Source organism: Pantoea sp. BS_8, assembly GCF_041954965.1.
Taxonomy (GTDB): domain Bacteria; phylum Pseudomonadota; class Gammaproteobacteria; order Enterobacterales; family Enterobacteriaceae; genus Pantoea; species Pantoea stewartii.
The window spans coordinates 77,900-100,711 of record NZ_JAVAXU010000008.1; the positions used below are offsets into that span (position 1 = coordinate 77,900).

Annotated in this window: 21 protein-coding genes and 3 tRNA genes; 11 read left to right on the forward strand and 13 right to left on the reverse strand. The window is 55.2% G+C overall.

Annotated features, from left to right (window positions below):
• Together RAC65_RS15380 and RAC65_RS15385 are read right to left on the reverse strand one after the other, a co-directional pair.
• Entirely contained in the window at nucleotides 1–1,347 is a 1,347-nt protein-coding gene (locus RAC65_RS15380; RefSeq protein ID WP_110268346.1) for an enolase C-terminal domain-like protein, read from the reverse strand.
• Nucleotides 1,348–1,356: 9 nt separating this feature from the next.
• A complete protein-coding gene (locus tag RAC65_RS15385) occupies nucleotides 1,357–2,700 on the reverse strand; it encodes an MFS transporter (protein WP_054633225.1) in 1,344 nt (447 codons plus the stop codon).
• 510 nt (nucleotides 2,701–3,210) lie between these two features.
• Here RAC65_RS15385 and garD point away from each other — a divergent pair.
• Nucleotides 3,211–4,770: a galactarate dehydratase gene (gene garD / locus RAC65_RS15390; protein WP_205958790.1), complete on the forward strand. Its 1,560-nt coding sequence runs from the start codon at nucleotides 3,211–3,213 to the stop codon at nucleotides 4,768–4,770.
• 87 nt (nucleotides 4,771–4,857) lie between these two features.
• Here garD and RAC65_RS15395 read toward each other — a convergent pair whose 3' ends face one another.
• The 4 genes from RAC65_RS15395 to syd all read right to left on the reverse strand — a co-directional run bounded on the left by RAC65_RS15395 (nucleotide 4,858) and on the right by syd (nucleotide 7,551).
• Nucleotides 4,858–5,304, reverse strand: coding sequence for a flavodoxin (locus RAC65_RS15395; protein ID WP_006120773.1), 447 nt, complete (start codon nucleotides 5,302–5,304; stop codon nucleotides 4,858–4,860).
• Nucleotides 5,305–5,316: 12 nt separating this feature from the next.
• Nucleotides 5,317–6,096, reverse strand: a complete 780-nt coding sequence (truC, locus tag RAC65_RS15400) for a tRNA pseudouridine(65) synthase TruC (protein WP_054633223.1) — start codon at nucleotides 6,094–6,096, stop codon at nucleotides 5,317–5,319.
• Complete coding sequence (locus RAC65_RS15405; RefSeq protein ID WP_006120775.1) at nucleotides 6,096–6,425, reverse strand: YqcC family protein; 330 nt, start codon at nucleotides 6,423–6,425, stop codon at nucleotides 6,096–6,098. Before RAC65_RS15405 ends, truC begins: the two co-directional genes overlap by 1 nt.
• 577 nt (nucleotides 6,426–7,002) lie before the next feature.
• Nucleotides 7,003–7,551, reverse strand: a complete 549-nt coding sequence (syd, locus tag RAC65_RS15410) for a SecY-interacting protein (RefSeq protein WP_375096853.1) — start codon at nucleotides 7,549–7,551, stop codon at nucleotides 7,003–7,005.
• A gap of 61 nt (nucleotides 7,552–7,612) precedes the next feature.
• Here syd and queF point away from each other — a divergent pair, with 61 nt between their 5' ends.
• The 3 genes from queF (at nucleotide 7,613) to xni (ending at nucleotide 10,784) form a co-directional block, all read left to right on the forward strand.
• The gene (queF, locus tag RAC65_RS15415; protein WP_205958793.1) at nucleotides 7,613–8,458 is read left to right on the forward strand and encodes an NADPH-dependent 7-cyano-7-deazaguanine reductase QueF; all 846 of its coding nucleotides are present in this window, start codon (nucleotides 7,613–7,615) and stop codon (nucleotides 8,456–8,458) included.
• 169 nt (nucleotides 8,459–8,627) lie between these two features.
• Complete coding sequence (ppnN, locus tag RAC65_RS15420; protein ID WP_006120778.1) at nucleotides 8,628–9,992, forward strand: nucleotide 5'-monophosphate nucleosidase PpnN; 1,365 nt, start codon at nucleotides 8,628–8,630, stop codon at nucleotides 9,990–9,992.
• Nucleotides 9,993–10,025: 33 nt separating this feature from the next.
• Nucleotides 10,026–10,784 (forward strand): flap endonuclease Xni, encoded by a 759-nt coding sequence (xni, locus tag RAC65_RS15425; RefSeq protein WP_006120779.1) that lies wholly within the window; start codon nucleotides 10,026–10,028, stop codon nucleotides 10,782–10,784.
• A gap of 39 nt (nucleotides 10,785–10,823) precedes the next feature.
• Here xni and rlmM read toward each other — a convergent pair whose 3' ends face one another.
• The 4 genes from rlmM to RAC65_RS15445 form a co-directional block, all read right to left on the reverse strand.
• Complete coding sequence (gene rlmM / locus RAC65_RS15430) at nucleotides 10,824–11,924, reverse strand: 23S rRNA (cytidine(2498)-2'-O)-methyltransferase RlmM (RefSeq protein WP_375096854.1); 1,101 nt, start codon at nucleotides 11,922–11,924, stop codon at nucleotides 10,824–10,826.
• Nucleotides 11,917–12,312, reverse strand: coding sequence for a DUF423 domain-containing protein (locus tag RAC65_RS15435; RefSeq protein WP_375096855.1), 396 nt, complete (start codon nucleotides 12,310–12,312; stop codon nucleotides 11,917–11,919). The genes rlmM and RAC65_RS15435 overlap by 8 nt, the downstream gene beginning before the upstream one ends.
• Nucleotides 12,313–12,362: 50 nt before the next feature.
• Nucleotides 12,363–13,280 (reverse strand): transcriptional regulator GcvA, encoded by a 918-nt coding sequence (locus RAC65_RS15440; protein ID WP_006120782.1) that lies wholly within the window; start codon nucleotides 13,278–13,280, stop codon nucleotides 12,363–12,365.
• 336 nt (nucleotides 13,281–13,616) lie between these two features.
• On the reverse strand, nucleotides 13,617–13,838 hold the full coding sequence (locus RAC65_RS15445) for a YgdI/YgdR family lipoprotein (RefSeq protein ID WP_006120783.1): 222 nt from the start codon (nucleotides 13,836–13,838) through the stop codon (nucleotides 13,617–13,619).
• A 207-nt stretch (nucleotides 13,839–14,045) separates the two neighbouring features.
• Between RAC65_RS15445 and csdA the strand changes: the two genes are divergently transcribed.
• A complete protein-coding gene (gene csdA, locus RAC65_RS15450; protein ID WP_058708956.1) occupies nucleotides 14,046–15,254 on the forward strand; it encodes a cysteine desulfurase CsdA in 1,209 nt (402 codons plus the stop codon).
• A gap of 2 nt (nucleotides 15,255–15,256) precedes the next feature.
• Nucleotides 15,257–15,706 (forward strand): cysteine desulfurase sulfur acceptor subunit CsdE, encoded by a 450-nt coding sequence (csdE, locus tag RAC65_RS15455; protein WP_033739583.1) that lies wholly within the window; start codon nucleotides 15,257–15,259, stop codon nucleotides 15,704–15,706.
• A gap of 106 nt (nucleotides 15,707–15,812) precedes the next feature.
• Here the strand turns inward: csdE and tcdA are convergent, their stop codons facing one another.
• A complete protein-coding gene (gene tcdA / locus RAC65_RS15460) occupies nucleotides 15,813–16,613 on the reverse strand; it encodes a tRNA cyclic N6-threonylcarbamoyladenosine(37) synthase TcdA (RefSeq protein WP_006120786.1) in 801 nt (266 codons plus the stop codon).
• Nucleotides 16,614–16,662: 49 nt separating this feature from the next.
• On the reverse strand, nucleotides 16,663–17,811 hold the full coding sequence (mltA, locus tag RAC65_RS15465; RefSeq protein ID WP_033739585.1) for a murein transglycosylase A: 1,149 nt from the start codon (nucleotides 17,809–17,811) through the stop codon (nucleotides 16,663–16,665).
• Nucleotides 17,812–18,015: 204 nt separating this feature from the next.
• Here mltA and RAC65_RS15470 point away from each other — a divergent pair.
• The 4 genes from RAC65_RS15470 to dsdA all read left to right on the forward strand — a co-directional run bounded on the left by RAC65_RS15470 (nucleotide 18,016) and on the right by dsdA (nucleotide 19,865).
• Nucleotides 18,016–18,092 (forward strand) — tRNA-Met (locus tag RAC65_RS15470).
• Between the two features lie 62 nt (nucleotides 18,093–18,154).
• Nucleotides 18,155–18,231 (forward strand) — tRNA-Met (locus tag RAC65_RS15475).
• A 61-nt stretch (nucleotides 18,232–18,292) separates the two neighbouring features.
• A tRNA-Met gene (locus RAC65_RS15480) sits at nucleotides 18,293–18,369 on the forward strand.
• Between the two features lie 176 nt (nucleotides 18,370–18,545).
• Nucleotides 18,546–19,865, forward strand: a complete 1,320-nt coding sequence (dsdA, locus tag RAC65_RS15485) for a D-serine ammonia-lyase (protein WP_325992057.1) — start codon at nucleotides 18,546–18,548, stop codon at nucleotides 19,863–19,865.
• 117 nt (nucleotides 19,866–19,982) lie between these two features.
• Here the strand turns inward: dsdA and amiC are convergent, their stop codons facing one another.
• Complete coding sequence (gene amiC / locus RAC65_RS15490) at nucleotides 19,983–21,227, reverse strand: N-acetylmuramoyl-L-alanine amidase AmiC (RefSeq protein WP_375096856.1); 1,245 nt, start codon at nucleotides 21,225–21,227, stop codon at nucleotides 19,983–19,985.
• Between the two features lie 233 nt (nucleotides 21,228–21,460).
• Between amiC and argA the strand changes: the two genes are divergently transcribed.
• A complete protein-coding gene (argA, locus tag RAC65_RS15495; RefSeq protein WP_033739589.1) occupies nucleotides 21,461–22,789 on the forward strand; it encodes an amino-acid N-acetyltransferase in 1,329 nt (442 codons plus the stop codon).
• The last annotated feature ends 23 nt before the right edge of the window (nucleotides 22,790–22,812 follow it).

A 22,812-nucleotide genomic window follows, 5' to 3' on the forward strand; every position in this document is an offset into this window, starting at 1 on the left:
TTAAGCAGAGGCCCGGCCAAAAGCCGGGCGTTTACGGTCAAATGTCCAGCCGGGAACCAGGTACTGCATGGCCGTCGCGTCATTACGTCCGCCCGCTGGCAGTGATTTGTAGCGTTCGTTTGCCCGCCGCAGTTGCGCCCAGTCCAGTTCAATGCCCAGGCCCGGTGCAGTGGGCACTGCAATTTTTCCCTGCTGAATCGGCAGTGGGTTTTTCGTCAGGCGCTGGTCGCCCTCCTGCCAGATCCAGTGCGTGTCTATCGCGGTGGGGTTACCGGGTGCCGCAGCGCCGACATGGGTAAACATGGCCAGGGAAATATCAAAGTGGTTATTGGAGTGACAGCCCCAGGTGAGTCCCCATTCATCGCACAGCTGAGCGACCCGCACGGCACCGCTCAGCGTCCAGAAATGGGGATCGGCCAGCGGGATATCGATCGCGTTGAGCATCAGTGCATGCTGCATCTCGCGCCAGTTGGTGGCGATCATGTTGGTGGCGACCGGCAGGCCCGTCGCGCGCCGAAACTCCGCCATCACCTCACGCCCGGAATAACCCTGCTCCGCCCCACAGGGATCTTCTGCATAGGTCAGCACATCCTGCATGCCTTTGCACAGCCGGATCGCCTCGTCCAGCCGCCAGGCGCCGTTAGGATCAACGGTGATACGCGCAGCGGGAAAGCGTTTTTTCAACGCCTGCGCGGTCGCGATTTCCTGTTCGCCCGGCAGCACGCCGCCCTTGAGTTTAAAATCGTGAAATCCGTATTTATCCTGAGCCGCTTCCGCCAGCCTGACGATGGCCTCACTGCTCAGGGCTTCCTGATGACGCAGCCGATACCAGTCATGCTGCGCGTTCTCACCAGTGAGGTAAGGCAGATCGGTTTTGCGCCGGTCACCGATATAGAACAGGTAACCCAACACCGTGACCGCATCGCGTTGTTTACCCGGCCCCAGCAGCTCGGCGACCGGCACGCCCAGACATTGCCCCAGCAGATCCAGCAGCGCGGCCTCCAGCGCCGCAACCGCATTTACGCGCAGTTCAAACGTCCAGGCGCCCTTGCCAAAAGTCTCGAAATCCGCAGACTGATTGCCCCGATGCACCTGCTGTATCAGCCGGTTCAGGCAGGCGACCTGCTGGCCTGTCACCTGCGGTACGGCATCCAGCAAGGTCTGATAAATGGTCTCGCCTCCCGGTGCCTCACCCAGCCCGGTATGACCCGCACTGTCCGTCAGTATTACAATGTTGCGGGTAAAACTGGCATTGTGTGCCCCCCCAATGTTCAGCAGCATACTGTCGTAACCGGCCACCGGCACAACCTGCATAGCGGTGATAACGGGTGTGGATTGCGTATTCATACAGGCTCCTTAGCGGGTTTTCAGCTCAATGCGCTTGATGTTATCCACCAGCACCAGATAACTGAGTACCGCGACAAAGGCGTGGATACCCACGTATACCAGCGCACCGTTATACGATCCGGTCGAGGCAATGATGTAGCCAATCGCAACAGGCGTGATAATGCCGGACGCATTACCAAACATATTGAACAGGCCGCCGCTCAGACCGCTGATCTCCTTCGGCGCGGTATCGGCCATCACCGCCCAGCCCAACGCACCAATGCCTTTGCCAAAAAAGGCCGTCGCCATAAACAGCACCACAACCCAGTCGGTTTCAACGTAGTTACATATCACCATAGAGGTCGAGAGCAGCATCCCGAGCACAATGGGCGTTTTGCGGGCGATGTTCAGGGAACCGGTTTTGCGCATCAGCCAGTCGGAGATCACGCCACCCAGCACGCCGCCAATAAAGCCGCACAGTGCCGGTACGGAGGCAACAAAACCGGCTTTAAGAATCGACATTCCGCGCGCCTGAACCAGATAAACCGGAAACCAGGTGATAAAGAAATAGGTCAGTGCGTTGATACAGTACTGGCCAATATAGATACCGATCATCATGCGTGACTGCAGCAGCTGTTTGATCTGGAACCGCTTGTCACGGAAGCTGACGTTTTGCTTTTCGCTTTTCTGATCCATGTTGATCAGCGCACCGCCCTGCTCCATGTATTCCCGTTCCGCCTGATTAACGCCAGGATGATCGCTGGGATCGTGAATCACTTTGAGCCAGATAAGGCTCAGGATGATGCCCAGCCCCCCCATGAACCAGAAGACATGAGCCCAACCGACTGCGGAGGTCAGCCAGCCCATGATGGGTGCGAAAATCACGGTCGCAAAATACTGGGCAGAATTGAAAATGGCCACGGCGGTACCGCGCTCCTGAGCCGGAAACCAGGCGGCCACAATCCGGCTGTTACCCGGAAATGAAGGTGCTTCTGCCAGCCCCACCATAAAGCGCAACATAAACAGCGCCATAACGATGGTGTAACCACTGAACAGGTCCACGAAACCTTGCAGCAAGGTAAATAACGACCAGAGGAAGATGCTCCAGAAATAGACGCGTTTGGAACCAAAGCGATCCAACAGCCAGCCGCCGGGGATTTGTCCAATAACATAGGCCCACGAAAACGCCGAGAAGATGTAACCCATGCCCACGGGATCGAGGCCAATATCCTTTGCCATCGCGGAGCCAGCGATGGATAACGTCGCCCGGTCGCCGTAGTTGAATGAGGTCACAATAAACAACATGACCACAATCCAGTAGCGTGCATTTGTCCGTTTCTGGACCGCCTCTGACGTCTGGTGAAAACTACTCATGATGCACTCCTGAAAAATAGCGAAAGTGACATTCGCTCTGACTGCATACACATCGCGTTGGGTATCAGAGAGATGTAGGTTAAACACGGCGATTTTTTTATTGGCAAATTGCTCACGCGGCGTGACATATAACCTGACCGGGGAAACGGAAATCAGTATAAGAAGTGGGTTTCACGGTGACATTGGAATATCTCCCTGGAATAAGGAGAAGGAATCGTGCTTTTTTGGGCTATTGCATAAAACACTGCGGCGCATTTCACGTATTTTGGTATTCCTCACCCAAAGCCAGCTCCTACGCCCGACGATCGCCGGCTTTGTGAGAATCGTCACGTGATTTGGTAAAAAGACATGAAAACGGCCGTCTCTGAAGGCTGAATGTAGGTCAATTGCACAATGTGCAGGTGAGAACCCCTCTTTATACTGACGGTGGCAAATACTGAACCTGTGACACCTGACTTCTTATAATGAATGCGCCACAGAAATAAGGCACGATGCACTGGAAGGTGAGCGATGATCCCCCTGTCAAACGAACAACCGCTCTATATCAAAGTTCATGAAAACGATAACGTGGCCATTGTGGTTAACAGCCAGGGACTGCCTGCCGGTACCACGTTTCGTGATGGCTTAACTCTGACCGAGCATATTCCCCAGGGACACAAGGTGGCGCTGCAGGCTATTCCTGATGGGCAGCCCATACTGCGCTATGGCGAGGTGATTGGTCTGGCCATGCGTGATATCGCCCAGGGGAGCTGGATCGACGAATCGCTAATTGCTCTGCCGGATGCCCCGGACTTAGCGCATTTACCTTTAGCGAATAATGTGCCGCCGGCGTTACCGCCGCTGGACGGTTATACCTTTGAGGGCTATCGCAACGCCGACGGCAGCGTGGGCACCCGTAATCTGCTGGGGATCACCACCAGCGTGCACTGCGTCGCGGGCGTGGTGGATTATGTGGTGCAAATCATTGAGCGTGATTTACTGCCCCGCTATCCCAACGTTGATGGCGTGGTGGCGCTGAATCATCTTTATGGCTGTGGCGTGGCGATCAATGCCCCCGCGGCGGTGATCCCGATCCGAACCGTTCATAATCTGGCCCTGAATGCCAATTTCGGCGGCGAAATCATGGTGGTCAGTCTGGGATGCGAAAAGTTACAACCCGAACGCCTGCTGACCGGCACGCCTGACGTACAGCCCATCTCGCTGGACGATGCGGATATTGTGCGTTTGCAGGACGAGAGCCGGGTGGGCTTCGGTGCCATGGTGGATGACATTTTGCAGGTCGCAGAGCGTCACCTGAGCCGCCTTAATCAACGCCAGCGCGAAACCTGCCCGGCCTCTGAACTGGTGGTTGGCATGCAGTGTGGCGGCAGCGACGCGTTTTCGGGCGTGACCGCGAATCCCGCCGTCGGCTTCGCCGCTGATCTGCTGGTACGCTGCGGAGCCACCGTAATGTTTTCTGAAGTCACGGAGGTACGGGATGCCATTCATTTGCTGACGCCACGCGTGGTTGACCAGACCGTGGGCCAGCGACTGATTGAGGAAATGGCCTGGTATGATCGCTATCTCGATCAAGGCAAAACGGACCGCAGCGCCAATCCCTCGCCCGGCAACAAGAAAGGCGGACTGGCCAACGTGGTGGAAAAAGCATTAGGCTCGATTGCCAAATCAGGCCGAAGCCCGATTATGGAAGTGCTGTCACCGGGACAACGGCCAACACGACGAGGGCTGATTTTTGCAGCCACGCCCGCCAGCGATTTTGTCTGCGGCACGCAGCAGCTGGCCTCAGGCATCACCTTACAGGTTTTTACAACGGGCAGGGGAACGCCTTACGGCCTGGCGGCCATTCCGGTGATTAAGATGGCGACCCGTACCGCATTGGCTGAACGCTGGCATGATTTAATGGATATTAACGCCGGTACGATTGCCACGGGCGAAGAAACCATCGAGCAGGTTGGCTGGCGGTTGTTTACATTAATTCTGGACATTGCCAGCGGCCGGAAACAAACCTGGTCAGACCGCTGGGGCATCCGCAATCAGCTGGCGGTCTTTAATCCCGCACCGATCACCTGATGCCGTTTTTATGCAGACAGGCCGTGCTGACACCCGCGTGGCGCGCATGTCAGCCACGCGGGTGCCGTCTTCCCCCACCCTGTACAGTCAGAGCTGTTTGCCCCACTGCTCAACCCAGGGAGACGTTACCGACTCAGGCTCCGGATCTTCGGTGGCGTCGATGAGCAACACGTCACCGATCCGCTTCGCCTGGTGCGCCTGCAGCAATGCATCAAAACGCTTGCCTGCGCCGCAGAAATTTTCATAACTGCTGTCGCCCAACGCTATCACGCCATAACGCAGCGTGGGCTGATGGCCCAGCTTATCCTGCATAGCATGAAACAGGCCGGAAATCGTATCCGGAAAATCGCCCTGACCGGTGGTCGAGGTGATGATCAGAGCGACATCACTGGCATAGTGTTGCCAGTCGGCCAGTGTCGGATCTTCGAAAATCGTTACCTCATGGCCCTGCTGCTGCAACAACGGCTCAGCTTCTTCTGCAACCAGTAAGGCGTTCCCATAGACGGTGCCTACAAAAATCCCAATCTTTGCCATTTCTTTTCCCCTTTATTCCGGAACGCTATCCTGACCTGAGCCTGCGAGAAACTCAACCCGTGGCACATCAGGAATACAGGCCTGCCAGCCAAACTGCTCCATCACCCGTTGCCAGACAGGATCGAGCCCGGCACGAATAAGCAGCGGTTCGCCCGTCACAGGATGGTTAAGGGATAAGCTGCTGGCATGCAGCATCAAACGGCTGGCACCAAAGTGCGCAGCCGCACCACGATTCTGGCGTAAATCCCCGTGGGCCGAATCGCCGATGATGGGATGACGCAAATGGGACATGTGCCGACGGAGTTGATGTTTCCGCCCGGTTTGCGGTTTAAGCTCAACCAGGCTGTAACGTGCCGTGGGATAGCGACTGATGGCGACCGGCATTTCTACCGTTGCCAGTGCGGCGTAATCGGTCACCGCCGGCTGCGGCGCACGGGGTTCGCTGACAAATTTGTCCGCGATCTTGTCCAGCTCTTCCACCAACGGATAATCCAGCCTGTCACTGCCTTCAAGCCAGCCGCGCACAATGGCATGGTAGGTCTTTTCCATGTGGTGATGCTCAAACTGCTGGGACAGCAGGCGGCCTGCCTCACTGGACAGCCCCATCAGCAGCACGCCTGATGTGGGACGATCCAGCCGATGCGCCGTGAAAACATGCTGGCCTATCTGGTCGCGTACCGTCTGCATCACAAACCGGGTTTCATGGCGATCAAGCCAACTGCGGTGCACCAGCCAGCCTGCGGGCTTATTCACCGCGACCAGCCACGCATCCTGATAAATGATTTCCAGCATCAGACCGGGTCATCCTGCAGCAATGCATCCAGCTGCTGTAAGGTCAGCAACAACAGTGTGCGCCCCGGCTGAACCGGCGTTAACGCCATTTCAAAATAGGGGGCAACCGCAAAATTTTTTGGCAATGCCTGGCCCGCACGAATCAGCATCTGCACCCGTGGAATCAGGACCCACTGCAACCATTCCAGCGGCTGCATCGTGTCGAGGAAAAAAGGTTGCTGGCTTGCGAAAGCCTGTTCGTCTGGCGCGTCCACCTGCCACAGATCGTGCTCACGCATGACGGCTTCGAGCTGTTCAAGCCGTTGCATAATAAACTGTTCTGACGTCATGCCTCACCTCTGACGAATAAAAAGGGGCGGCAAGGATAACCCGCAGGCACAAAAAAAGGGAGCACTGTATTAAACAGTGCTCCCGGTTCGTTTGCAGCTCTCCTGCTACGTTAATGCTCCCTGCTCATCCTTGACAACTTTTCCCGTGCGTAGTCCTTCCGCGAATCATCCTGATCACTCCTTAGCCTCCTGGCCCACCGCCTCGTCCGAGGGGCTCTCATTCTCCATCCTGGAGGTGTCCCTTAACTCATTCCTGAGTGTCCTGCTTCGTCCTGAAGCCTTCCTTGTGACGTAACAGCATTACGTTCCTGCCTCCTGGCTACCGTCTTCCTGACGGTTCCTGCTGTCCATGACGTCCTGTCAGCGAGACCTATTCTCTTAAGAAAAGCCTCAGGGCACAAGGTGTTAAAACACGTTATAACGCGATCCTGTTCAAGAGATTGAACAGCGGTGCTAATAAGTTAATGATTTACAATATTTTTACATCTCGGCCGCCACTTCACCGTTTCGCTAATATGGCGATCTCTCACACAGCATGTAAGAGATCTCTCACACGCGAAGCGGCACATCTCTGCAATTAATCACTAAGCGGTTGTAAATTATTAAGAAAAGTCCAGATATCCGATGCCAGCGTAATACGTTTCTTCTGACCGGGCGTTTCAAGGATGATGTCACCGCTCAGATTGCACAGGGAAATAATGTTCTCTTCTGACGCAGTGGTGGCAATAAACAGTGTTGGATTCTGCTTCAGGCGCCGCTGCATGACGAGGTGCCCGATCAGGTTTTCCTGCAGCCGGACAAAGTCGGTTTCACTCCAGACCTGGAGCAGCGTTAGCCTGTGGTCCTGCCACATGGCCTGCATGTCCCCCGCGAACTGGTGCGTATAAAAGGCCGTAATCTGCGGTTGCAGCGCAATCTCCAGCGCCCGCTCAACCGCCTCCAGCGAGGGCGGTAGTGTAAAGGGTTGCGGTTGCCAGAGCGCACACTCATCACGGTTTTCCAGCAAACAGGGGGAAGGAATACCATAAAGATCGCGACTGGCTGGCGCATGGCCCCGGCTCTGCTGCCAGTGCTGGCAGTAGCGCGTGGTAAAATCCGTTAACGCTTCAGCGGTTTGCTGCATCATTCAAATTCTCACTTCTGATAGGTTACACTTACTCACTTTGATGACTCTAGTGGTAACCGTTATGTCTTCTTACCAGCCGGACCCGGCACTGAGCAACCTGACGCTGGGCAAGCCTACAGCGTATCACGATCGCTATGACAACAGCTTATTACAGGCCGTGCCGCGCAGCATGAATCGCGAGCCTTTGGGCCTTTATCCCGATAATTTGCCGTTCTTGGGCAGTGATATCTGGACGCTCTATGAACTCTCATGGCTCAACAGCAAAGGCGTGCCCCAGGTGGCCGTGGGCGAAGTCGAGCTTGATGCCCGGAGCCGTAATCTTATCGAATCAAAGAGTTTTAAGCTCTACCTTAACAGCTTTAACCAGACGCGATTTACAGACTGGGCCGAGGTACGCCAGACGCTGGAGCAGGACCTGCGCGCCTGTGCCGAGGGCGATGTCCGTGTGGCGCTGTTTCGCTTACAGGAGATCGAAGGTCAGCCTGTCGGTCACTTTGCGGGCACCTGCATTGATGAGCAGGACATCGAGATTGAAGATTACGGCTTCAATGCCGATTATCTGATCGACGCCGCCGGTCAGGAACAGGTGCAAGAAACGCTGGTCAGCCATCTGCTTAAATCCAACTGTTTGATCACCAATCAGCCTGACTGGGGATCGGTAATGATTCGCTATCAGGGCCCGCGCATCGATCGTGAAGCTCTGCTGCGCTATATCGTTTCATTTCGTCAGCATAATGAGTTTCATGAACAGTGCGTGGAGCGTATTTTCAACGACCTGATGCGCTTTTGTCAGCCATCACAGCTGACCGTCTACGCACGTTACACGCGACGGGGTGGACTGGATATCAATCCGTGGCGCAGTAATGTGCCCTTTACGCCGGGCCATTCTCGTCTGGTTCGTCAATAGTTTGCGAATCCTTTCTCAGACTGTTAAACGCGCATACGGTTCCACTTGAGCAAACCTTGCCGACAAGGCTACTCTGGACAGGGCGGTAACCTGCGGGTTGCCAACCAGGGATTTTGGTCACTGCATTTGCAGTGTCAGTTATCACCCCAGCGGGTGCAAAGGAGTTCATTTGATTACACATGTCAGCCCTCTTGGCTCTATGGATCTGCTCTCCCAACTGGAAGTAGATATGCTGAAGCGCACGGCCAGCAGCGATTTGTATCAACTTTTCCGTAACTGCTCGCTCGCCGTACTCAACTCTGGCAGTCAGACTGACAGCAGCCATGAACTGCTGTCGCGTTTTGAGAACTTCGACATCAACGTACTGCGCCGTGAGCGCGGCGTTAAGCTGGAACTGATTAATCCCCCGGAAGAAGCCTTCGTCGACGGTCGTATCATCCGTTCACTCCAGGCCAACCTGTTTGCCGTCTTGCGCGACATCCTGTTTGTCAATGGCCAGCTCGCCAGCTCGGGGCGTTTACCCTGCGAAGAGGACAACGACTCAGCCACCATCACCAACACGGTGTTTTCCATTTTGCGCAATGCCCGCGCCCTGCATGTGGGTGAATATCCCAATACCGTTGTCTGCTGGGGTGGCCACTCGATCAACGCGGTGGAATACCAGTATTGTCGCAACGTGGGCACGCAACTGGGGCTGCGTGAGCTGAACATTTGTACCGGTTGTGGACCGGGCGTGATGGAAGCGCCGATGAAAGGTGCCGCCGTGGGCCATGCCCAGCAGCGCTATCGTGACAGCCGCTTTATCGGGTTAACTGAGCCGTCTATTATCGCGGCTGAGCCACCGAATCCGCTGGTGAACGAACTTATCATCATGCCGGATATCGAAAAGCGCCTGGAAGCCTTTGTGCGCATCGCGCACGGCATCATCATCTTCCCGGGCGGCGTGGGTACCGCAGAGGAGTTCCTCTATCTGTTGGGCATTCTGATGAATCCACAGAACGCGCATCAGGTTCTGCCGCTTATTCTGACCGGCCCGAAAGAGAGCGCCGATTATTTCCGCGTACTGGACGACTTCATTGTCAGCACGCTCGGCGAGCAGGCACGTAAGCATTATCAGATCATCATTGACGATGCTGCTGAAGTTGCCCGTCTGATGAGAAAAGCCATGCCGCAGGTGAAAGAGCATCGCCGTGAAACCGGTGACGCCTACAGTTTTAACTGGTCAATGCGTATTGCTCAGGATCTGCAGGTGCCGTTTATGCCAACGCATGAAAATATGGCCAACCTCAATCTCTACACAAACCAGGCTCCAGAAAAACTGGCGGCGGATTTGCGCCGGGCCTTCTCTGGGATTGTTGCAGGAAACGTCAAAGAGATGGGCATTCGCGAAATCCGCGAAAAAGGCCCTTACAAACTGCACGGCGATGCCGACATCATGCACCGCATGGATGAACTGCTACAGGGCTTTGTGGCGCAGCAACGTATGAAACTGCCCGGCACTGCCTATATTCCGTGCTACGAAATCATCAAGTAAATCTGGAGGCAGCCTGCGGGCTGCCCATATCTTATGTCTCTTCACTTACTCATTGTTGACGCCCTCAATTTAATTCGTCGCCTGCATGCGGTACAAGGCTCGCCCTGCGTCGACAGTTGCGTAGGCGCGCTGCGTCAGCTTCTGGGGCACACGCGGCCGACGCACGTGGTGGCGGTGTTTGATGGTGAAGCCCGCCATCAGGGATGGCGGCACCAGTTGTTGCCTGACTATAAAAGTGGCCGCCCGCCGATGCCCGACGATTTGCAGGCCGAAATGCCCGCGCTGAAGGACGCCTTTCGAAACGCGGGCGTCAGTTGCTGGATAGCCGACCAGGATGAAGCCGACGATCTGGCGGCGACGCTGGCGGTCAAAATGGCGCAGGCAGGTCATCAGGCGACCATCGTTTCAACCGACAAAGGTTACTGCCAGTTACTGGCACCGACGATTCGCATCCGTGACTATTTTCAAAAGCGCTGGCTGGATGTGCCTTTTATTGAAGCCGAATTCGGCGTTGCACCCGCGTTGCTGCCTGACTACTGGGGATTATGCGGCATCAGCAGCAGTAAAATTCCCGGCATCGCAGGCATTGGACCCAAAAGCGCCCGGGAACTGCTACAGCAGTTTGGTTCGCTGGAATCGCTGTATCAGCAGTTGGATCAGGTGCCGACCAAATGGCGTAATAAGTTACAGGCCGGACAGGAGATGGCGCTGATCAGCCGCGATGTGGCCCGGCTGAAACAGGATTTGGTGCTGGAAGGGAATCTGAATTTACTGCGTTACCATGGCGGCTAATCATATCAGACCGGGCACAATCGCGCCCGGTCTGCAGGGTTAACGCTCGTCGCGGCGGCCACCGACAGCGGCCCAGATGCGACGAATGTGCACTGTCACTTCTTCACGATCGTGATAAAGCTGACGTGCCCGAATCTGCGCGTTAACGCCATTTTCATTGAGTCGCTGCTCGATCATGGCCAGATTCTGCGTGACTTCTTCGTAGCGCTTCTTCATGGGCAGTTTCAGGTTAAATATGGCTTCGCGGCACCAGCCGTTGACCAGCCAGTCCGCCATCAGGTTCGCCACGCGAGCCGGCTTTTCCACCATGTCGCAGACCAGCCAGCTGATGTTGGTGCGGGGCGGACGGAAACGGAAACCGTCTTCACGCTCGTGAAAAACCTGGCCGGTCTCCATCAGGCTGGGCGCCATCGGCCCGTTATCCACGGCGTAAACCATCATGCTGCGCTGTACCAGTTGATAGGTCCAGCCGCCTGGACAGGCCCCCAAATCGACGGCATACATTCCACTGGCCAGACGTTCATCCCACTCATCGGCCGGAACAAAAACGTGAAAGGCCTCTTCCAGCTTAAGCGTGGACCGACTCGGCGCATCAGACGGGAACTTAAGACGCGGAATGCCCATATAAAAGGGTGAGCTGTTCTCCGGCAGTGAATACCCAACGTAGCAGGTGCCGGGGGCGATAAAGAACACATGCACGACCGGGCGTTTTGGGCTTTCATAGTTGAGCAGGATTTTGCTCTCACGCAGGCTGGCGCGCAGCGGGACGGTAAACTTGCGGCAGAACCTGGTGAGCTCTTTGGCTTCGTTGGTGTCCGGCACTTCAACACGCAGTTCCCCGCCCTTTTCCACCACGCCGCTTAACATGCCTACGATGGGGGAAATACGATCGTCCTGTGGCAGATCCCGCAGCAGTTCGCCAACAACCAGCATCTGACGGGCAAAAATCAACTGCTCAAACGGCAACTCGCGGATCAGTCTCTCCGCATCGGACTGCTGGTAGCACTCAAACAGGACATAACCTGCATCCTCTTTAACCCGAGGAAAGCCGTAAATATTGCGCTCGGCGGCTTTAGCACTAATTTCCGCCGCACACTCTTTTTCAAAGCCAGCGCGGCAATACAGTAAAACTTTATTCATGGCGTTCTGCCTTGGTTTTAAGACGCAGTGCGCCAATCAACATCAATAGCCAGCCAACGAGGAAGAACAGCCCCCCGACTGGCGTGATAAAAACAAAAAACGTTAAGTGCGACAGCGCCAGGGAATAGAGGCTGCCGCTGAATAATGCGGTACCCAGTGCCATAGAGGCGCTGCTCCAGTAGAACCAGATATTACAGCGATAAAGCATCGCCGCTCCCAGTCCCAGCACAGCCAGCGTATGATAAGCCTGGTATTCCAGCCCGGTATGAATCCAGGCCATTTCAGTCGCTCCCAGCGTTTTATTCAACACATGAGCACCAAAAGCACCAAATGCCACCAGGAAAAACCCACTGATGGCCGCAAAAATAAACATGGCACGTCTGGACATGAATGTATCCTCAAGGTGCGTTTGCAGGTCCCTGCAAAAAAATAAAAAAGTTACTGATCATAACGAAAGCGGAATTTTTCTTGTTCGGTAGCCGCTTTGGCGAGGATCCACTGTCGAAAGGCGGCTATTTTACCCAGTTCTGCCTGACTGTCATGACAAACCAGATAAAAAGCATTTTTGCTCACTAAAACGTCATTAAACGGACAAATCAACCGTCCCGCTTCGATTTCGCTTTGCGCCATAACGTTATTGGCCAGGGCAACGCCCTGCCCATGGATGGCCGCCTGCAGCACCATCGCGCTGTGGCTGAAAATGGGCCCCTGTTGCACATTGATATGCTGGACGCCTGACTGACGGATATACGCCTGCCAGTCACGGCGGGAAGCATCATGCAACAGTGTAAAACGAGCCAGATCCATGGGCGTTTTCAGGGGATTTTCACCCGTCATCAGCGATGGCGAACAAACCGGCAGCAAATATTCGGCATAGAGTTTTTCGACCCGCAGGCCTGGCCAGTTTCCCCGGCCATAGAAAATGGCCACGTCCACATCATCGGCCAGCTTCTCTTCATCCCGATCGACCGCCTGAATGCGGACGTCAATTCCCGGATAAGCCAGATTAAAGCTGGAAAGACGCGGGACCAGCCACTGAATCGCAAAGCTTGGCAGCAAACTCACCGTCAACGCCCCTTTGGCGCTGCGTGCCTGCAGTTTACGCGTCGCCTCGTTGAGCGCAGAGAAAATTTCTTTGATATCCAGATAGTAACTTTGGCCTTCCTCGGTGAGTAAAAGCGACCGGTTTCGCCGTCTGAACAGCTTCAGTCCCAGAAAATCTTCCAGTGATTTGATCTGGTGACTGACAGCAGCCTGGGTCACAAACAGCTCTTCAGCGGCTTTGGTAAAGCTTAAATGGCGTGCTGCGGCATCAAATACCCGCAGTGCATTCAGGGGAGGAAGACGTTTTGACATGGTTATCCATAGCCAGCCTGGCAAAAAATACGCGGACTAATACAAAGCCTTAACGTATTAGAATTTATAATCCGAGACATTATAAATTGTCCGTTGAGGAAGCTCCAGCAAATACCTATAGTTGCGGTACTTCCTGAGCCGGAACGAAAAGTTTTTAGATTTGTGAGTGAGTTCGCAGATTTTCTGAAAGCTTTTGGCTTGTGGTCGTGATGTTGTGTTTGCAATTTTGATCTGACCTTTACAGATCAAGCTTTTTTATTTCCTGTAGATTTACCCTGTCTGTCCATTGTGATATTGAGTAGCACCGCAAATTGCGGTGCTTTTTTTATGCGCGGATTACTTCATCTCAACCATTTCTTTCACATCTGAACGGTTAATCTGCTGCTCATTGCCATTCGCATCTTTATAGCTAATCATACCGGTATCAGTATCGACTCTTGGTTTACCTTCAGCAACGATAGTGCGTCCGTCATTGGTATGCATTACGTAGTTGCTTGAACAGGCAGCCAGGGTAAAGGCCATTGTACAAACGGCCAGCATTGCGGCGAGTTTTTTCATCTTCTATCTCCTTGCAGATTGATTGCACCAAACCGCCCGCGTTACGCTGACCCGAGAAATGGTCAAGTGGGATCGACTATCAGAATGTCGTATCGCCATGCGGGTGAAGTTTTTACCTTGCAATATTCAGCATAACCCGCTTTTCCAGCTTTGCCAGACAGACATCCATCTTTCAGCCTGAGTCTGATAATTAACAACGAGCTATGTATGCGTGCCTTTAATCCTTCTTCATTCCGGCAGCAGTTTCCTGCCCTGAGCGACGCGGGTGTTTATCTCGACAGCGCCGCCACCACGCTAAAACCGCAGGCGGTAATCGAGGCGACTCAGCAGTTCTACAGCCTGAGCGCCGGTACGGTTCATCGTAGCCAGTTTGCAGCGGCTCGCCGGTTAACCGAGCAGTATGAGCAGGCGCGGGGCCAGGTGGCGCAGTGGCTCAATGCCGCCAGTGACCGGCAGATTGTCTGGACGCGCGGTACCACCGAAGCCATTAACCTGGTGGCGCAAAGCTGGTTAGCCCCGCGTTTACAGCCCGGCGATGAAATCCTCGTCAGCGAAGCCGAGCACCACGCCAATCTGGTTCCCTGGCTCATGGTCGCACAGGCCACGGGCGCGCGCGTGGTAAAATGGCCAATCGGTGAGGATCGCCTGCCCGATATCGCCGTGCTGCCCTCACTGATCACTCACCGGACGCGTCTGCTTGCGCTGGGTCAGATGTCCAATGTCACAGGCGGCTGCCCCGATTTATCCCGGGCCATCGCTCTTGCCCATGCGGCAGGGGCAAAAGTTATGGTCGATGGCGCGCAGGGCGTCGTACATTGCCCACCGGATGTACAGGCGCTGGATATTGATTTCTATGCCTTTTCCGGCCACAAGCTCTATGGCCCAATGGGCATCGGTGTGCTGTACGGTAAAGCGGAATTGCTGGAAGAGATGGCCCCCTGGCAGGGCGGCGGTAAGATGCTGACGAAGGTCGACTTCACCGGCTTTACGCCCCAGCCGGTGCCCTGGCGCTTTGAGGCCGGTACGCCAAACGTGGCGGGCGTGACCGGACTGAGTGCCGCGCTGAGCTGGCTGCAACAGCATAATATGTCTAAAGCGGAGATCTGGAGCCAGCAGTTAGCCAGTCTGGCCGAGGAACAGCTTGCAGAACTGCCGGGCTTTCGCAGTTTCCGTTGTGGCCAGGCCAGCCTGCTGGCCTTCGACATTCAGGGAGTGCATCACAGCGATATCGTGACACTGCTGGCAGAGCACGGGATCGCCTTACGTGCGGGTCAACATTGTGCCCAACCGTTAATGGCGGCACTGGGCGTTGAGGGGACGCTGCGCGTATCGTTTGCCCCCTATAATAATTTACAGGACGTCGATGCGCTGCTGCGCGCTATGCACAGCGCTGTCGCGTTGTTATCGGAGTTTTAATCATGCACGCATCCCTGCTTGCCCCGCATCCGTTCGGTGTTGAAATTACGCCTGCGGATCTGAAAGAAACCTTCTCTCACTGTCGGCAGTGGGAGGATCGCTACCGGCAGCTGATTTTACTTGGCCGACAGTTGCCGGCCTTACCTGACGCATTAAGAACACCGGACAGTGAGCTGAGTGGTTGCGAGAATCGCGTCTGGCTGGGCAGCCAGATCCGGGAAGAAGGTTCCCTGCATTTTTACGGTGACAGCGAAGGTCGCATCGTTCGTGGTTTGCTGGCCGTGCTGCTCACCGCTGTTGAAGGCCAGACGCCCGCGCAATTACTGGCGGCCGATCCGCTGGATCTGTTTGAATCGCTGGGCCTGCGTGCGCAGCTTAGCGCCTCACGCAGTAGCGGCCTGAAAGCGCTGGCCGATGCCGTCCAGCAGCATGCGCAACGGGCGCTGGGTTAACCGCTCATGGCGCAGTCGTCGGTCAGTGTTTAGCTAATCAGGTCAGGCTGCCGGCCTGGCAAACGCGGGCTAAAGCCGTACAACCGCGTTGCACGGCAGATTAGCATTACGCCTGGCGCGCGGCCCGTGCCAGAAATTTCTTCAGGGCATGCGAAACGGCAACAAAGCCAAAGGTGGCGGTGACCATCGTGGCTGCGCCAAATCCGGATTCACAATCCATTCTTTTCGGCCCTTCCGCTGTGCTGCGTGAGGCGCAAACCGAGCCATCCGCCTGCGGATAAACCAGCGCCTCTGTAGAGAAAACGCAGTCGATGCCCAGCTTGCCTTTGCTGTTTTTTACCACTCCCAGCTGTTTAAGCCGCTCGCGTAATTTAGCTGCTAGCGGATCCTGGATGGTCTTCGCTAAGTCAGTCACCTGGATTTGCGTGGGATCGATTTGCCCACCTGCGCCGCCCGTGGTGATCAGGGGAATCTTATTGCGTCGACACCAGGCAATCAGCGCCGCCTTGGGGCGCACACTGTCGATAGCGTCAATCACATAGTCGATATCGGCAGTCAGCAGCGTCGCCGTGTTTTCCGGGGTGATAAAGTCATCAATACAGATCACCTCACAGTCAGGATTAATGGCGCGCAGACGCTCGGCCATCACGTCCGTTTTGGCTTTACCCACATTGCCGCTCATCGCATGTATCTGACGATTGGTGTTGGTGATACAGACATCATCCATATCGATCAGGGTAATCCTGCCGATGCCGGTTCTTACCAGTGCCTCGGCAGCCCAGGAGCCCACGCCGCCAATACCAATCACACAGAAGTGGGCATCAGCGAAATGCTGCAACGCCGACTGCCCATAAAGACGTGCCGTGCCACCAAATCGCTGGTGCCAGGCATCGTTTAACACTTTCATAGTTGAACCTGTTACTGAGCGCGGGCCCGATCGCCCGCCGCTTCAAAATTTAGTTAGCGCCTAACAGCAGGCTGCCGTTGTTGCTGCTCTGCGCGTTGCTGAACAGCGGCTGACCGGCTCCCGGTGCCGATTTCAACACCCACACACGACCATAATGGTTATAGAACCCCGCCAGATGGGCAGCATCTGGCCCTACGCCCTGATAGATATCGAAGTGCTGGCCTTTGATCGCGCCGCCGACATCCAGCGCCACCATCACCCGCATTTCATATTTCCCGTTGAATTTGCCCTTTTCATTGAGCTGCGGCACTTCCGCCAGCAGCACTGTTCCGGCAGGAATCAGTGAACGATCGGATGCCACAGAGGCTTTCGCCACCAGCGGCACCGCGCTCGCGCCACGTACCGGCACATAAGGTTCGGGTTTGAAAAAGACAAAGGAGGGGTTAGTTTCTAGCAGCGCCCGCACTTCCTCGGGTGAATGTTCCTCAGCCCACTGGCGAATGGCCTGCATTGACATGTCTTCACGCTTGACCTCGCCCCGGTCGATCAGCTCTTTACCGATGCTATGATAACCCCAGCCGTTTTTGCCGCCATAACCAAAAAAGCTCATCGGACGTCCGTCACCAAAATCGACATAGCCGCTGCCCTGCACGTCCATAATAAAGTTATCGATGAGTGAGTTACTCCAGGCAATGACGTAGCGATCGTCTAACGCCCCACTGTATATCGATGCGCGACTGGGTAATTTCTGACCGCGTTTGCGCGGCGGCATGCGGTAAATAGGGTACTGAAACTCGCCCTGTCGCGTGTAGCGTGCCTGAACGACCGGCGTGTAGTAGCCCGTGAACTGGACGTTACCGTAATTATCGGTGCCTTCCATCTGAAACGCATTTAACCCAAACTGGCGCAACTGTCGTGTATCGCCCCCCGCCATCAGCCAGTTTTCAACCGCACTGTAAGTGCTGTTGTTACGGCCAAACAAACCCGAAGCGGCCGCCTGGATTTGCTGAATCTGTTGCCCAAAATCTCTGCCGTTAACCGGACGGCCTTTGGCGTTAGGTTGATTCACCAGCGCTAAGGGTTGATCAAGTTTTCCGTCTTTATATTGTTGACCCCGATCGGTCGGCTTAGAACTACAGCCCGCCAGAAGCGCTAAAAATGCGCCAGTAAGTGCGTACTTCGCCCAACGTCCTTTCATCTTCATCTCTTTTTATAAGTGTTCGCCACGCGACGATAGCAAAGCCGTCATCAGAATGAAATCCATCCTCTTTCGTCATAACGGATATCGGTGCAATAAATCACCAATTGGTGGAATCCTTCAGCAATTAACAGCAAATTTAGCCTTTTAGGGCAAAAAGGGGTTGCAACAATCATCGTGCGGAGTATAGTGCGCATCCACGGACGCGGGGTGGAGCAGCCTGGTAGCTCGTCGGGCTCATAACCCGAAGGTCGTCGGTTCAAATCCGGCCCCCGCAACCAGTTCTTCTGTAGTTTTGCTCAGACAGAAGAAACAATGTGAAAAGTCGCTATGCGCAATCGGACGCGGGGTGGAGCAGCCTGGTAGCTCGTCGGGCTCATAACCCGAAGGTCGTCGGTTCAAATCCGGCCTCCGCAACCAATTCTTCTGAGATAATGCTCACTCAGAAGGGACAATGTGAAAGTCGCTATGCGCAATCGGACGCGGGGTGGAGCAGCCTGGTAGCTCGTCGGGCTCATAACCCGAAGGTCGTCGGTTCAAATCCGGCCCCCGCAACCACTTTAAACACCTGAGAAGGTGTTTTTTTGTTTCTGGCCTCCGTCAGTCACTCCCCCTCTCCTTTTTACCGCTCAGACACGCAGTGAGATCAGACCGTACGCGCATGTCGCAACAGATCTTGCTCTGGCCAACCCGTTTCTGCTTTTATGATTCATCCGGACACGACAAGGTCTGTTATGAATACCTTCAACATTGCTGCACAGTATCCGCCGGTTGCGGATATGATCGCGCTGAAAGAAACCATCTGGTTCAATCCTGCCACCACAACCGTCGCCGACGCCCTGCCCTTTGTGGGACTGACAGAGCAGGACGTTGAAGCCGCCCATGCTCGCCTGAAGCGGTTTGCGCCTTTGCTGGCTCAGGCCTTTCCTGAAACCGCCGCCACGGGCGGTATAATCGAATCGGATGTGGTCGCGATCCCCGCCATGCAGGCCCGGCTGGAACAGGCGTACGGCCAGAAAATTGCAGGCACACTGCTGCTGAAGAAAGACAGCCACCTGCCGATTTCTGGCTCCATCAAAGCGCGTGGCGGCATTTATGAAGTCCTGAATCATGCCGAGAAACTGGCATTAGCTGCCGGTTTGCTGTCCCCGGAGGCGGATTACCGCACGTTGCTCTCCCCCACGCTTCGGCAGTTTTTTAGCCAGTACCGTATTGCCGTGGGATCGACCGGCAATCTCGGGCTGTCGATTGGCATCATGAGCGCCCGCCTCGGCTTTAACGTAACCGTTCATATGTCGGCGGATGCCCGGGAATGGAAGAAAGCAAAACTGCGCAGCCATGGCGTAACGGTGGTGGAATATGAACAGGATTACGGCGTGGCGGTCGGGCAAGGACGCAAAGCGGCCGCATCGGACCCCAACTGTTTCTTTATTGACGATGAAAACTCCCGCACGCTGTTTTTAGGTTATGCGGTCGCCGGCCAACGGCTGAAAGCGCAGTTTGAACAACAGGGCCGCGTGGTTGATGCTCAACATCCCTTATTTGTGTACCTGCCCTGCGGCGTGGGCGGTGGCCCCGGCGGCGTCGCGTTTGGCCTGAAGCTGGCATGGGGTGACCATGTTCACTGTCTGTTTGCGGAGCCCACTCATTCGCCCTGCATGTTGCTGGGCATAACAACGGGCTTACACGACGGCATTTCCGTACAGGACATAGGTATTGATAATGTCACGGCTGCGGATGGTCTGGCGGTAGGCCGGGCGTCCGGCTTTGTGGGCAGAGCCATGCAACGTCTGCTGGATGGCATTTACACACTTGATGATGCGCGCATGTACGACATGCTCGGCTGGCTGGCGCAGGAAGAAGGTCTGCGGCTTGAACCTTCTGCGCTGGCCGGGATGATCGGTCCACAGCACGTATGTGGTTCAGCGCATTATCACGCGCTGCACGACTTCAGCCCAACACAGTTACAACAGGCCACTCACCTGGTCTGGGCGACGGGCGGCGGCATGGTGCCGGAACAGGAAATGGCGCACTACCTGGCAAAAGGCCGCTAAGTGGACGCACATCGCCGGCGAGACAGGAACGCCACGCAACCCGGTCCCTGTTCCGCTTCTGACGGCAAACCCTGACAGCAGATAAGGCCGGGCGGGTGATTTTTCCTGCCCGGCTGCTTAACGGTGTGCCAGCGCCGCCCCGTTTTTGAAATAGGCTTTAATGCCTTCCAGAATGGCCTCGGCGACCTGATGTTGATAACGCGTGGTGCGGAGTTTACGCTCTTCTTCGACGTTGCTGATGAACGCGGTTTCCACCAGGATCGAGGGAATATCCGGTGCCTTCAGCACCGCAAAACCGGCCTGATCCACAGTGCGTTTGTGCAGGTGGTTAATCCGCCCCATCCGGTGCAGCACTTCTTTGCCAAACTTCAGGCTGTCATGGATCGTCTGGCGCTGCACCATATCAAACATGGTGTGATCCAGATAGCGATCGCCACTCATGCTGACGCCGCCAATCAGGTCGGATTCATTCTGGGTTTGCGCCAGAAAACGCGCCGCGGCTGACGTCGCCCCCCGGGTCGAAAGGGCAAACACAGAGGAGCCCCGTGCGGCCCGGCTGGTGAACGCATCCGCATGAATGGAGACGAACAGATCGGCCCGCTGTTTACGGGCTTTGGCCACGCGAACCCGCAGGGGAATAAACACATCCTCGTTACGCGTCATGTACGCCTTCATATTGTGTTCTTTCTCAATCAGCGCCTTAAGGCGGCGGCCAATCTTCAACACAATGTCTTTTTCACGGGTTTTGTATTTACCGTGCGCGCCCGGATCTTCCCCGCCATGGCCAGGATCGATCATGATAATGATGGGGCGATCGCGCCCGGCTTTACCGGGTAACGGCGGCTGAACGCTTTCATTTTTATCCAGATCGCCCTGGTTGTAATCTTTCAGTAATGCCAGCAGCGGATCATCTTCTACCGTATTCTGGCTGGGGTAGAGATCGACCACCAGCCGGTGTTGAATACTGGAGACCGGTGCAAGGCTGAAGATTTTTGGCGAGACGTTGCGTTTCAGTTCCAGCACCACCCGCACGGTATTGGCATCGAACTGCCCGACCCTGGCGTTTTTGATAAAAGGATCGTCCACCCTGACGTGCTGGTTAACGCCCTTAAGGACCGAATTAAGGTGCAGGTTCTCAATGTCGATGACCAGCCGGTCCGGATTCGTCAGTGCGAACTGCTTATACTTAAGGGCAACATTGGATTCCAGCGTCATGCGCGAATAGGTTGAAGAGGGCCAGATGCGAACCGCCATAATATGGCTGGTGGCCGCGATGCCCATACCGCTTACGCTGAGCAGCAGCAGTGCCCCAGTACCTTTTAATAATCGTCTACGTGAAATAAGGGGATGACCTTCCGACATGCCACTCCAGCTGTTATATCGTGTTTAAAAAAACGGCAACCAAATAAAATGGCGGCGAAAACTTTATCCAATCCGGCTGACGATGTCACCCCGGAAACTCTAAATAATGCAGTCTGTTAGCGGCGTTATCACCTGAAAAAACGTAAATAAACGTCAGGATTAGCGCTTGCAAAATGGCCGCCAAAGGCATAAAAATACAGAAAATACGAATAAACATTCACTGAGGGTTAGCCGTGAAGGAACGTAGTACTGAACTGGTTCAGGGTTTTCGCCATACCGTTCCCTATATCAATGCGCATCGGGATAAGACATTTGTCATCATGCTTGGCGGTGAGGCCATTGAGCATGAAAATTTCTCCAGCATCGTCAACGATATTGGCCTGCTTCACAGCCTTGGCATTCGTTTAGTCGTCGTGTACGGCGCACGTCCGCAGATTGATGCCAGCCTCGCCGCAAACCAGCTGGAACCGGCTTACCACAAATATACACGCGTAACCGACGCGCAATCACTGGAGCTGGTAAAGCAGGCCGCAGGCCGTCTTCAGTTGGATATTACCGCCCGCCTTTCCATGAGCCTGAACAACACTCCGTTACAGGGCGCGCATATCAACGTGGTGAGCGGCAACTTTATCATTGCCCAGCCGCTCGGCGTGGATGACGGCGTCGATTACTGTCACAGCGGTCGCATTCGTCGTATTGATGAAGAGGCTATTCACCGCCAGCTCGACAACGATGCCATTGTGCTGCTGGGTCCGGTGGCCGTGTCAGTGACCGGTGAAAGTTTTAACCTGACTTCTGAAGAAGTGGCCACGCAGCTGGCAATTAAGCTTAAAGCAGAAAAAATGATTGGCTTCTGCTCGGAACAGGGCGTAATCGATCGTGAAGGCAACATTGTTTCGGAGTTATTTCCCAATGACGCTCAGGCACGCATTGATGAAATGGAACGCGATGGCGATTTTCTGTCTGGCACGGTGCGCTTTCTGCGTGGCGCCGTTAAAGCCTGTCGCAGCGGCGTTCGTCGCAGCCATCTGATCAGCTATCAGGAAGACGGCGCCCTGTTACAGGAACTCTTCTCGCGCGACGGCATTGGTACACAGATTGTCATGGAGTCCGCCGAGCAGATTCGTCGGGCCACGATCAACGACATCGGTGGCATTCTGGAGCTGATTCGTCCGCTGGAACAGCAAGGGATTCTGGTACGCCGTTCACGCGAACAGCTGGAAATGGAAATCGACAAATTCACCATCATTCAGCGGGACAACCTGACCATCGCCTGCGCCGCGCTCTATCCGTTTATGGATGAAAAGATTGGCGAAATGGCGTGCGTTGCGGTCCATCCGGATTACCGCAGCTCCTCACGCGGAGAGCTGCTGCTGCAACGCGTTGCACTTCAGGCGAAGCAGATGGGGCTGGAAAAACTGTTTGTGTTAACCACACGCAGTATCCACTGGTTCCAGGAGCGCGGCTTCACGCCGGTGGATATCGAGTCGCTGCCGGAGAGTAAGAAAGAGATGTACAACTACCAGCGCCGTTCCAAGGTGCTGATGGCCGATTTAACCTGATGGCAGCCGGGCGGCCATCCTGC

Bases quoted from the DNA above. Each gene is read 5' to 3' on its own strand.
- syd (WP_375096853.1), bottom strand. From the start codon at position 7,551: ATGATGCAGCAAACCGCTGAAGCGTTAACGGATTTTACCACGCGCTAC.
- mltA (WP_033739585.1), bottom strand. From the start codon at position 17,811: ATGAAAGGACGTTGGGCGAAGTACGCACTTACTGGCGCATTTTTAGCG.
- RAC65_RS15405 (WP_006120775.1), bottom strand. From the start codon at position 6,425: ATGACGTCAGAACAGTTTATTATGCAACGGCTTGAACAGCTCGAAGCC.
- RAC65_RS15385 (WP_054633225.1), bottom strand. From the start codon at position 2,700: ATGAGTAGTTTTCACCAGACGTCAGAGGCGGTCCAGAAACGGACAAAT.
- RAC65_RS15380 (WP_110268346.1), bottom strand. From the start codon at position 1,347: ATGAATACGCAATCCACACCCGTTATCACCGCTATGCAGGTTGTGCCG.
- queF (WP_205958793.1), top strand. From the start codon at position 7,613: ATGTCTTCTTACCAGCCGGACCCGGCACTGAGCAACCTGACGCTGGGC.
- csdA (WP_058708956.1), top strand. From the start codon at position 14,046: ATGCGTGCCTTTAATCCTTCTTCATTCCGGCAGCAGTTTCCTGCCCTG.
- garD (WP_205958790.1), top strand. From the start codon at position 3,211: ATGATCCCCCTGTCAAACGAACAACCGCTCTATATCAAAGTTCATGAA.
- RAC65_RS15435 (WP_375096855.1), bottom strand. From the start codon at position 12,312: ATGTCCAGACGTGCCATGTTTATTTTTGCGGCCATCAGTGGGTTTTTC.
- RAC65_RS15395 (WP_006120773.1), bottom strand. From the start codon at position 5,304: ATGGCAAAGATTGGGATTTTTGTAGGCACCGTCTATGGGAACGCCTTA.
- RAC65_RS15440 (WP_006120782.1), bottom strand. From the start codon at position 13,280: ATGTCAAAACGTCTTCCTCCCCTGAATGCACTGCGGGTATTTGATGCC.
- dsdA (WP_325992057.1), top strand. From the start codon at position 18,546: ATGAATACCTTCAACATTGCTGCACAGTATCCGCCGGTTGCGGATATG.
- tcdA (WP_006120786.1), bottom strand. From the start codon at position 16,613: ATGAAAGTGTTAAACGATGCCTGGCACCAGCGATTTGGTGGCACGGCA.
- xni (WP_006120779.1), top strand. From the start codon at position 10,026: ATGTCTCTTCACTTACTCATTGTTGACGCCCTCAATTTAATTCGTCGC.
- csdE (WP_033739583.1), top strand. From the start codon at position 15,257: ATGCACGCATCCCTGCTTGCCCCGCATCCGTTCGGTGTTGAAATTACG.
- truC (WP_054633223.1), bottom strand. From the start codon at position 6,096: ATGCTGGAAATCATTTATCAGGATGCGTGGCTGGTCGCGGTGAATAAG.
- rlmM (WP_375096854.1), bottom strand. From the start codon at position 11,924: ATGAATAAAGTTTTACTGTATTGCCGCGCTGGCTTTGAAAAAGAGTGT.
- amiC (WP_375096856.1), bottom strand. From the start codon at position 21,227: ATGTCGGAAGGTCATCCCCTTATTTCACGTAGACGATTATTAAAAGGT.
- RAC65_RS15445 (WP_006120783.1), bottom strand. From the start codon at position 13,838: ATGAAAAAACTCGCCGCAATGCTGGCCGTTTGTACAATGGCCTTTACC.